Origin of the sequence: Corallococcus sp. AB011P, assembly GCF_003611605.1 — a bacterium.
GTDB classification, from domain to species: Bacteria; Myxococcota; Myxococcia; order Myxococcales; family Myxococcaceae; genus Corallococcus; species Corallococcus coralloides.
Genome location: NZ_RAVX01000011.1, coordinates 195,567 through 207,111 on the forward strand (window position 1 = coordinate 195,567; position 11,545 = coordinate 207,111).

The following is an 11,545-nucleotide window of genomic DNA, read 5'->3' on the forward strand; positions in this document are numbered from 1 at the left end:
GCTTCCAGCGCTACGGGTTGAGCTCCACCACTGCGTCGGCTTCCTGGACGTGCACGCCGGAGGTGGTCGCGTTGCCGACGGCGGCCACGCGCGAGCCGCCCAGGATGATGACGGAGTGGGCATACGGATCCGGCGGCGGCTCCGGCGGGAGGGGCCGGATGCCCGCGTCCTGCACCGGCTTGGGGCCGGTGGTGTCGCCCGTGTAGAACGAGTCCGCCAGCACCTCGTGCAGCACGGAGACGTTGAGGATGCTCTCCTTCACCGTGGACGCCGCCGAGTCGATGCCGAGCACGCTCTTGTCCACCAGCTGGAGCGCCTTCTTCGGGTCGCCCTCCGCCGCGGCCAGCACGGAGCGCACCTGGCCCTGCACGTCCTCGGGCCTGTCCGCGTGCATCGCGACGCGGTCCACCAGGTCCCGCAGCGCGCTCGTGGGTGAGTCGTCCTTCGTCACCGCGATGCCGTAGAGCGTCCGGGCCGCCATGGTCACGTCCATGGTCGCGGGCAGCTTCGAGCGGACGTCTTGCATGGTGGGGAGGTCCAGCACGCCCTTGGAAGGGAACTCCGGCCCGACCTGGGGCGGGAGGGGAACGGGTTGGGTGACGAGCTCCGCGAGCAGCGTGGAGAAGGCGTCGCTCGCCACGTCGCGGCGGCGCTGGAGGCCGCCCAGGAGCAGCTCCTGGTCCAGGGGCACGCCCAGGGTGGAGCCTCCGCCCACGGGAATCTGGAGCGTGAGCGTGTCCGAGGGCATCAGCCACTGGGGGCGCAGCACCGGGCGGGGCGGCGTCACCGTCTCCGCGCCCAGCACCACGTTGCCGGTGAAGGTCACCGGCGCGCGCTCCACGCGCAGGACGACGACGTTCACCGCGTCCAGGCACTGGCACCGGTTGCCGCTGAAGACGGTGGAGTCCGCGCGGCGCAGGTACACCGCGCCCACGGCGCCCTCGCTGCGCAGCTCGTTGCCGGACACGGCGGCGGAGATGACCGCGCCGCCGTTGCCCAGCAGGAGCAGCGCCGGGCCTCGCGCGGTGATGTCGTTGCCCTCCACCTGCACGCCCCGCTTCTCCTTCACCACCGGGCTCGGGAGGATGGGGATGGGCTTGACGAGGAAGTCCACCAGCGCGGGCTGCACCAGCGCCGTCGTCGCCGAGAGGTAGCGCGACGCCGCCGCGCTGGCGCTCAGGCTGGGCGCGGAGTCCGCGGCCGTCACCGTGAGCGCGCGGTTGAGCACCGGCCCCGAGGCGAACTTCTGCTTCAGCGAGCCCAGCTGCACCAGGTCCTCCACGCGAGGCACCGAGGCCAGCGTGGCCACGGCGGACGGCGCGGGCTTACCGAGGACCGCGCGGCCGTCCGTGCTCGGCTTGGGCACCGGATCCGTGGCGAGGAAGGGCACGCGCGACAGCTTCGCCACCAGGCCCGGAGGCAGCGTGTCCGTGACGACGAGGACGCCCGCGCCTCCGCCCCCGCCGCCCGCGTGGCGCACGGTGTTGCCGCGCACCACCGTCTCGCCTCGCCAGTCGATGGCCACCTCGTGGAGCACCGCCTGCGGCAGCGTGTTGCCGCTCTCCAGGAAGACGTTGCCCTTCACCACCAGCTCGCCGGAGCCCACGAAGGAGGCCACCGCCTGGCCCAGTCCGGGCTCGCCCGCCGTGGGCAGGCCCGCGCAGGCGAAGAGGTGGTTGTCGGAGACCACCGTCACGGACAGGTCCGGCAAGAGCCGCAGGCCCGCCACCGCGCAGCCCTCCAGCCGGTTGCCGTCCACGTCCAGCAGCGAGCCCGGATCCGTCGGTGCCTCCGTCAGCAGGTGGCCCGCCGCGCCCAGGGCGGTGATGCCGGTGGCGGTGTCGCGCACGGTGTTGTCCGCCAGCCGCACGCGGCCCTGCACGCCGGACACGAAGAGGCCGTCCGCGGGCGACGGGAAGGTGTCGAAGACGGGGTCCACCAGGTCTCCGGGGTCCGGCGCCTCGCCGCGCGCCAGCTGCTCCAGCGACTTGCGCAGCATGTCCAGGATGGCGTCCAGCGCCTGCATGCCGGTGACGACGGCGACGAGCGACGCGGAGACCTTGTCGGCGCGCTGGCGCAGGTACTCCTGGAGCCTCGCGACTCGCGACGCGTCGTCCTCGGCGGGGTCCAGGGCCTGCTCCACGGCGCGCAGCAGGACCGCGGCGGCGTCCAGTTCGGCCGTCACCGCGCTGGATCTGGCGACGGCCTCCGCGGCGGTGGTGGCGGGCTCGTCCACCAGCAGGTGCAGGGCCTGACGCGCGGGCACGTCGCCGTTGCCGCTGGTGAGCGCGGTGATGGCGTCGTTCACGCGCTGGAGCGCCAGCGTGCGGAGCTTCCCCTGGACGCCCGCGATGTCCAGCACGCGGTCGTACTGGGAGAGGTAGAGCTGCAACGAGCCGCTGAGCACCGGCCCCGGCGCCATGCCGCGCACCGCCAGCACCAACGCGCCCAGGGCGGAGACCCAGCGCTCCAGCGGCTCCGCCTGCACCGGCACGGGCGGTAGGGGCGTGGGCACCGGGAGCACGTCCAGCGTCTGCACCCGGATGCGGTCCAGCAGTCCCCGGGCGATGGACACCTGCTCCAACCGATTCTGCGGCTGGGCGATGGCGTTGATCACCGCCTGGTGCGCCTGCAACGAGAGCGCGGACAGCTCCGCGTCGCCGCTCACCAGCTCGCCCAGCTGTCCCACCGCGGTGCCGAAGGCGCGCAGCTGCTTCTCCACCGTGTCGTCGGACTCGGTGACGAGGCCCGCCGCCTGCCGGTCCAGATTCGTGGCGTACAGGCCGATGGTGGCGGTGAGCCCCTGCGCCGCGACGCGCGCGCCGTCCTCCGGCGTGACGTCCGACGAGGGCAGGACGCCGGTGGTGAAGTCCAGCACCTGCTGGAGCGTGGCGCGCATGCGGTCCACCACCGGCTGCAGCTGGCCGCCCGTGCGCTCCACGTCGCGGTAGTCCGCCTCCACCTGCGAGGCCAGCGCGGGGTGGAGCTCCTGGAGTTGATCCGTCAGGGCGTCCTTGGACGTGCGCAGCTGCACGAGCACGTCCGTGTTGGCCGTCGCGCCCCGGGTGCCCGGCTGGAGCGGCAGCTGTTGCAACGCGGCCTGGGCGAAGGTGCCGATGATGGTCTTCTTGGGGCCCACCGCCTGGCCGATGACGGGCTGCCGCGCGCGCTGCGCCTGCGCCTCGCGCAGCAGAGCCACCTGGCTCAACGCCCCCGCCAGCATGACGATCGCGGCCAGGTCACCCGGCCCGCCCTGCACCCGGGCCAGGGCCTTGAGGAGGAAATCCTGCGTGTCGGAGGGCAGCCCCTGCACCAGCGAGTCGAAGGCGCCCTTGATGCGGTCCGCGGTGCTCGCCACGGCGTCCTTGCCGGACACGGTGGCCAGGTCGAACTGCGCCACCATGTCCCACGCCTCCTGGGACACAGGCTCCGGGGCGGTGAAGCTGGAGGCGCGCGCCAGCGACGAGCGCACCGCGTGCGAGGTCTGGGTGTGATCGTTGAAGCCCTGGGCGGTACGCAGATCCGCCACGTCCGTCACCAGCGCATTGAGGACGGAGTCGGGCACGGTCCCCAGGTCCTCCAGCTCCACCACCAGGGTGTCGAGCGGGCCGTACAGGCCCCGGCCGATCTTCTGGCGCCCGTCCACGTTCGCGCCCGTGTACTGCAAGAGGGTGCCGTACATGCCCACCACGGCGCCGTGCACGTCCGCGCGCTCCGGGCGGACGGTGGTGCTCGTGACACTGAGTTGCTGGAGCACCACGGTGATGGGCGGCAGCTTCACGGGCCCTGGCACCGGCGGCGGCTGCGTCGTCGTCACCGGCGCGTGCACGCCGTCCACCTCGTTGCCCTCCACGGTGATGCCGGAGCCGGACACCACCGCGATGCCCGCCGCGCGCACCTCCGCGTCCGGGAGCCCGGGCGCGCCGTAGGCCTCCGTCCGCCCCACCTGGAGCAGCCGGTTGCCGCGCACCTGCGCCTCGTCCACGCCCGAGAGCACCACCGCGCCCCGGAGCGTCAGGCGCTCCAGCCAGCGCAGCGCCGCGTCCAGGGGGGCGCGCACGCGGGTCGTGGCGTTGGCGAGGAGCGCTTCCACGAGTGGGCGGGGACGGGCCTTCGCGTCCGCGCTCAGCACTGCCTCCAGGCCCGGGTCCAGGCGGGACAGCGCCAGCGTGTTGTCCTCCTGCGACGGCACGTCCGCGAGCGCCACCTGTTCGAAGCGGTTGTCCTCCACGCGCAGGCGCCCCACCGCGCCGCCCGTGCCCCAGGTGCGCACGGCCGAGTCCCCCAGCGCGCGCACCACGTTGCCTCGGATGCGCACGTCGAACACCGGCTGCGGACCGCCCAGCAGGATGCCAAAGCCCGGTGTGGACTCGCCGTCTCCCTCGATGCGGTTGTCCACCACCTCCACGTCCGAGGCGGGGCGGCCGTTGGACGCGCCGTCATCCAGGCCGTCGCCCACGACGATGCCGGCCACCACGCCCAGCACGGACGCGGCGGGCACGGCCGGCAGGGAGATCCACGACTCGCGCACGCGCAGCGCCCGGCCCGCCAGCTGGATGCCCACCTGGAACAGGCTGTCCGACACGGCGTTGCGGATCTCGTTGCCCACGATGTCCACGCCGTCGCCCGCGACCTGGATGCCCACGGCCGCGGAGCCGAGGATCTGATTCTCCGCCACCACCACGCGGTCCACCGGCCCCGCGAGCCCCCCTTCCGCCAGGTCCTGCACCAGGATGCCCACGAGGAAGCCCTGGATGCGGTTGCCGCGCACCTCCACGCCCGCGAGGAGCCCGTCCGCCACGTGGATGCCCGTGGTCGCGTCTCCCAGCGGCTCAAGCCGGTTGTTGGTGATGGCCAGCGCGTCCACGAACAGGCCCGCGCGCGGGAAGGACGCGAGGAAGCGCTCCGCGAGATACGGGGCATACGGCGCCACCGCGATGCCTGTCGCCGCGCCGACGCGGTTCTCGTCGATGACGATGCGCTCGCAGGTGCCCGTCACCAGCACGCCTGTCGCCTCCGAGCCGGCCTGGTTCGCCTGGATGTGGCAGCGGCGCAGCGTCACGCCGCTGGAGTCCGCCAGCGTCACCACGCCGTGCGGCAGCGCCGCCAGCGCGTCGAGCAGCGGCTTCGCCTCCGGCACGTCCTCCAGTGGCTGGCCTGGATGCTGGCGTTGAAGCTTGCGCAGTTGCACCAGCGTGGCCACCACGGAACCCGCCGCGCGGCCCTGGCCCGGGACGATGGCCTTGATGCGGTCGACGACCACGTCCACGAAGTCGGCTTCGGCGGACGGGTGCTTCACGTCGTCCTCCTCCAGCACCCGGTCGTCGTCCACCTCCGCCAGCGGCACGAAGCGCTGGCCGTTCGTCAAGGCCACGCTCGCCTTCACGGCCTTCACCACGGGCTGGAGGCCGCCGCCAATCACCACGTCCTCGAAGGGAGCCTCCACCAGCTTGAAGTCCTCGATGCGCACGTCGCCGTCCAGGCCGCAGCGGTCCACGAAGAAGGCTCCGCCGGAGCCCTGGGTGCGCAGCTCGGTGGCCTCGCCGTCGCCCAGGAGGTGCACGGAGGACAGGTTGCGCAGCAGCACCGGGTGCTCCAACTTGTAGCGGCCGGCTCGCACGAAGATGGAGCCGCCCTGCCCGCCCATGCTGTCCACTGCGGCCTGGAGCGCCTCGTCGCCGGTGATGCCTTCGAGCAGGTCCTGGTCCACGTCGCCGAAGCTGCGCACGCCGTCGCCCACCACCACCGTGAAGACACCCGGGCCGATGACACGCTCGGAGAGCTCCACCAATCTGTCTCGCACCTGGGCGAGCGGCAGGTAGCGCGGGCGCAGGTCCTCGAAGCTTCGCGTCGCGCCGCCTGTTACGCGCGCCAGTGGCACGCAGTGGTGCACCGGGCCGTGCACGGGCGCGTCCGTGAGCTGCTCGACTTCCCCCCGGGCCGCGCCGTCCGCCGCGCGCACTCGCACGGTGAAGGACCAGTATTCGGTCGCGCGCCCTTCCGTGTTGGCGAAGGCCAGGGTGATGCCGTCGTCGAAGCGGTAGCGCACGCCGGGCACCAGCAGGTCGCCGCCGTCCCACCGGCGCACCACCGCGCCCTGCTCCGGACTGAAGGCCCGGCCCAGCGTGCCTCCCACGGGGAGCGGCACGGGGTCGGTGGTGAGCACGGCGCTCGCGTCCGCCAGCTCCAGCGTGCCCGTGTCCGCCTGGACGCCTCGCAGCCTCCGCAGCACTGGCAGTGATGGGCCTTCCGGCTGGAGCCGGGTGACGCTGTCCTCGATGACGACGAGGTCACCCGCGCGCAGCTTCGCGGCGCTCGCGGGGGAGACCTGGAGCGTCATCGCGTCCGCCGCCGCGGCTGCGGTGAGCGGGAGCACCGTGGAGCCGTTGTCTCGCGACCACAGCACCACCGGCTGCGCGCCGCCCCGGAAGAACTCCACGCGGAAGTGGAGGTTGTCGGAGCCCGTGTAGCCTTCGCCCGTGGAGGCGTTCTCCGTGGACAGGCAGCGGTCGCGGCAGGGGTCCAGCGGCTCCGGTGGGAAGCGGTCCGGCAGCGCGCCCTTCGGGATGTTGGTTGTGAGGCGTGCGCCGCTGGTGGGCGTGGGCAGGTCTTCCGCGTCGGTTGCGGCCAGCCCCTGGAGCGCGCGCACCTGGGTGACGAGCCGCAGGCGCACGGTGGTGTCCTGGCCGTCCAGCGCGGGCTCCTCCAGGAACGCGTCGTCGTACTGGGTGGTGGTCTGCTCCCAGCAGTCGAGGAAGAAGAAGTGGTGCCGCGAGCCGTCCGTGGGCAGCGCCGCCAGCGGAGGCGCCTCTGGCAGGTCCGGCTGCGCGGAGTAGCGCAGGTCCTGCTCCAGGAAGACGCGCACGCCGTCGAGCAGCATGCGGCCCGCGCCCGGCAGCGTCCCGTCACCGCCTCTTATAATGATATCGGCGCCCAGCGCCGCGTCCTCCACGCGCAGCGCGGCCACCCACGTGCGGGCCACGGGCGGCAGGCCCAGCACTCCCCAGGAGCTCAGCTTCGCCGGGTCCACGCTCGCGAACGCGGCGACGGGGAAGCGCACGTCGTTCCAGCCCGTGGGTCGCTGGCCCAGACCGGCGGAGAGGACCGTCTCGTTCCCTTCCGTGTCCGCGACGACCACTTGCAGGTCGATGAACTCATCGTCGGTGGGCGGCCGTTCGAAGCGCAAGCTGATGACGAGCGCGGAGGCGGTGAAGGCGGTGCCGTCCGAGCGCGGCACGGCCGTGAGATCCAACGGCGCGGGCAGCGTGCGGCGCAGCGCGACGTGGCCCCGGCTGCGCACCACGAAGGGCAGCGTCTCCGTGTCGTAGCGGTCCAGGCGCAGCTCGCGCGGGATGGTGCGCTCGTCGTCCGCGGGCAGGCCCTGCCCCGTCCAGCCGAGCACGTTGCGGATGGGGTCCACGAGGTACGTGTCGACGATGCGGAAGCCATCATCGGGCGAGCCCTCGGCGACGTCGGCGGAGCGGCGGCGCGCGTCCACGGTGCGCAGCCGCACCTCCTCGTTCCAGTCGGCGTCGAGGCTCATGCGCCCCATCTGCTGATAGACGCCAGAGAATCGCCGGGCTTCGTCGAAGCGGGACCTGGAGGTGTACGCTTTCACGGTCATGGTCGGCTCATCCGGACGAGGTCGTCCTGGCTGCGGTCGGCGTGGAAGGGCGTGATGCCAATGGGCATGCTGTCGTCGGTGCGCGCCTGGAGTTCGCGCTCGTGGTTGGAGCGCTCGTCGTGGGCACCGGGGACTCCGCCGCGCTCGGAGGCGTGGAGCGCTTCGGGGCCGTTGTTGTCGCCCAGGACGAGGTAGCCCGGGTCCGTCTGGCGGTTCGACTGGAAGGACACGGTGTGCACCCGCGACTGGTGCGACACCGGAGGCTGTCCACCGCGCGCGAGGAGGCTGTAGCGCAGCCAGCCCAGGTCCGGCCGGTCCGTGCGCACCTCGCCCGCGAAGGCGCAGGAGGACGCCTCCAGCACGCCCGCCTCCGTGGCGCCCAGCACCGTGCAGTGCCGCAGCCGAACGCTCGCGCCCGCCGCGCGGATGGCGACGGCGTCACGGTCCCCCGCGTCGAAGGTGCAGCCCGCGGCGATGAGGTGCACCCAGGGCGGCAGCTCGATGGCGCCCACCATGCAGCCGTAGAGGCGCAGCTCCACATCAGCGGGAGGCAGGGAGCGCCGCGCGCTGATGTCCTGGTGCCCACCGCCGGGCATCCACAGTCCCACCTGTCCGGGCGCGCCCAGGCTGCACCAGCGCAGGTCCGCTTGCCCCCGAGCGAGCACCAGGTCCAGCCGTCCCGCGAGCCACAGGCCCGCGAGCCACACACGCGTGGCCGCGCTGCCTCCGAAGCCCGGGTAGAGCGCCAGCGAGAGGCCGTGCTCGTCCGCGCCGATGCAGGGCACCGCGCCCGTGTCCGCGGCGAAGAGGGACAGCCCGTAGTCCAGCCCCTGTGACAGGCGCTCCGGAGCCAGACGCGGCGAACCGATGAGGCCCAGAATCGGCGGCGATCCGGCTGGGCTCTCTTCTGCGAGGTTCGCGATATCCGGCGGCACCTGACCTTCAGTCGCGACCACCGAGGACGCGCCGGAGTCGAGACCTTGTGCGCCGACCGAGCCGATGGGTCGCGCCTGGCCTCCAGTCGCCAGCACCACGGACGCGCCGGAGTCGAGACCTTGCTCGATGGTCGCGACGATGGGCCGCTCCTGGCCTCCGGCCGCCAGCACTCCGCCCGCGCGCTCCGGGGAGATCCACGCGGTGACAGGGAGGCCGGTGCTGGAGCGGTCGCCAGGACGGTCCGGTGGGTCGATGAATGGGAAGTCCGGCTCCGCCCACGCCGCGGGCGGACGGCGGTCCGGCGGAAGCAGCCCCGCTCCCAATGAGGCGCCCCGCCCTACCCGCGCGGAGAGGGTGACGCGGCCCACGGGCGCGTCGTCCTGGAGCACGACGCGGCCCAGGCGCGGATCCACCGCGACGATGCCGGAGGCGATGCTCGGAGCGAGCGTCGTCCACGGGCCCAGGCTTCGCTGGCGCAACTGGAACGGATGGCGCCGCAGCCGTCCGGGCACCGAGTAGCGCCGCGCGCCACCTGCGACGGAGGCATCCCGCGAGTGGTACGCGCCACCGGGCCGGGAATCGAGCGGGAGCGGCTGGCCCTCGCGAGGCTCGATGAACGCGGCGCCGTCGTTGGCGACGTTGAAGCGCAGGAGCTCATCCGGGAGCAGGGCCAGCTCTGGCAGGAACGCCAGGTAGCCGCGTCCGCCCAGTGAGAAGACGACCTCCGACGCGGGCAGCGGCGCCGGATCCACGAGGAGCACGCGACCATCGACGTACAGCGCTTCGCCCGGAACCGGCGGGTTCGAGCCCGAGGGCTCCAGCAGTCCCGCGACCCAGGCACCCTCGCCTGCCTTCAGCGTCATCCATTGAGGACGCGTCGTGTCCGCCCAGACAAGCGCCTCCACGCCGTCGGCGGTGGTGGTGGCCACGAGCGTGCCGGGCAGGTTCGCGGTGATGGGCAGCGGGGCCAGGGAACGCCAGACAGGGCTCGCGGAGGCCGGGTCGCAGGACATCACCGGCACGGCCAGTTCTCCCGTCACGGCCTCGCCGCCCAGGAGCATCAGTCCTTGCGCCGTGCTCAGCAGCGTCGCGGCCTTGCGCTCCTGGCGGTTGCGCACCGCATGGGGACGCCACGGTCCGCCCGTGACCGGCAGCGACCAGAGGTCTCCGGTGGGCGCGCCACCCAGGTCACCGCCAAAGACGAAGAGCCGGCCGCCGCGCACGCACAGGCTGGGGGCCAGTCGCGCCGCGGGCTGCCGGGGGCTCGTGGTGTCCAGCCGCGTCCCCGTCGGAGTCGCGGTGTCCAGGCCTGTCACCGACCACACACCCAGCTTCCCCGTACCGTCAGGTGCCACCAGCAACAGCGAGTCGCCAGCCGCGGCCAGGGACATACCGGGACCCTCCGGAGGCAACGCGCCGCTGAGCTCCGCCACCTGCCATGGCGCACCGTCGGCGCTCGCGTCGAAGCGGGCAAGGCGCAGGCTGCCGTCCGCGAGGTGTTGCTCGATGCGCGCGACCCATGCCGCACCGGCCAGGTCCACACGGACGGCGTTGCTGCGCGGAGGCCCCTGGCGCAGGCCCACGGCGAGGGTGCGCCACGTACCGTCCACGTCGCGCAGGCGCGGATCACCGCTCACGCGTTCGACGAGCAGCGCCGCCGTGGTGCCGCCCAGGAGCTGGTTCGCCTCCGGCGTGACGGTGACGGTGTTCAGGGCGTCCGACACCAGCTCGGTGGACAGGAGCACCGTGTCCGAGTTCTCACGCGCGGCGAGCAGCGTCAGTCGCCAGGTGTCTCCGGGCGAAGGCCTGCCCCGGTCCGCGAACCGCAGCGTGGGCGCGGGCCCCACGGGCGCGGTGGGCAGCGGTCCGCGCAGGAGCGGCAGGGCTTCCGGCCCCACCAGCGGAATGCCGTCGACGGAGACGGTGATGGCATCCGCGCGTTCGGCGGCGTCGGCGTCCTCGGCCAGCGCGGTGGGGGTGAGCAGCATCGCCGCCGTGCGTCCCGTGGCGAGCGACGGAGGCGCGGGCTCATGGCGCGCGGTGAGGCCTCCGGTGAGGTCCGCGCGCTCCAGGGGCTTGAGCCACACCAGGGGACCATCGCGGTCCAGGGGATCCACGCGGAAACCCCGGTAGCCGTTGGGCAGCGCTTGCACGGTGGCTGGGGTGACGTCCTCCAACTCCACGGGCGTCAGGCGCGCGGTGCGGATGAGGGCGACGTCCGGACGTGCCCAGCCCAGCAGGTCCAGCGTGCGCGGCGTCGCGGCGACACGGCCCGCATCCGCGCTCCCCAACCGGCGCAAGGCCTGATCCAGCGTCTCTCCCGGCGCGATGCCAATGAAGGGGCCACGCTCCGGGACACCGTCGCGGGGACGCTCGATGCCAGGTGAGCGGCGGGTGAGCGGATCCGCGAGGCCGATGGGATCCCACATCACCGCGCTGCGACCGCGCCAGGGCAGCAGGTCATTGAGGTCCTGGGTCTCCAGCAGCGAACGGAAGGACTCGTCGACCTCCGCGTCCCAGAGGCTGGTGACGGAGAGCACCTCCTCCAGCGACGCGAGCGTGCCCTTCCGTCTGCGCCACGCCACCGCGCGAGCCACCACGCCGCGCTGCACGCGAGGGTCGTCGGTGATCAGCCGTGCGCCCATCAACTCCGCGAGCAACGGCAGCGCCTGCGGGCCCGCGCGCTCCACGAAGTGATCATCCCAGAGCTGGTCCACCGCGCTCGCGAACGCGTCCAGTTCCATGCCCAGCACGGCGAGCAGCTTGAGGAGCGGCTGGTCCGCGAGCGTGGAGTCCCGCGCCGTGTAGAGGCCGGGGAGGAGCTGGAGCAGTCGCTGGGAGGGCCGGCTCATGGGGTCCGCACCTCCACGAGGAACAGCCTTGCGTCGCGGCCACGGGAGCCCGCCCTGACGCGGTGGCCGTCGGCCCTCCACGGCGAGGCATGGCTCAGAGGTCCCGAACTTCCTGTCGGACAGCTCAGCGCGT

The 11,545-nt window shown here is 73.1% G+C and carries 2 protein-coding genes; both read right to left on the minus strand.

Annotation, left to right across the window (positions count from 1 at the left end; translation table 11 throughout):
• Positions 1-10: 10 nt before the first annotated feature.
• Positions 11-7,624: a hypothetical protein gene (locus D7X30_RS42035; RefSeq protein WP_158619385.1), complete on the minus strand. Its 7,614-nt coding sequence runs from the start codon at positions 7,622-7,624 to the stop codon at positions 11-13.
• Positions 7,621-11,412 carry a phage tail protein gene (locus D7X30_RS26055; RefSeq protein WP_120565666.1) on the minus strand — a complete coding sequence of 1,264 codons (3,792 nt, stop codon included), beginning with the start codon at positions 11,410-11,412 and terminating at the stop codon, positions 7,621-7,623. The genes D7X30_RS42035 and D7X30_RS26055 overlap by 4 nt, the downstream gene beginning before the upstream one ends.
• Positions 11,413-11,545: the final 133 nt, after the last annotated feature.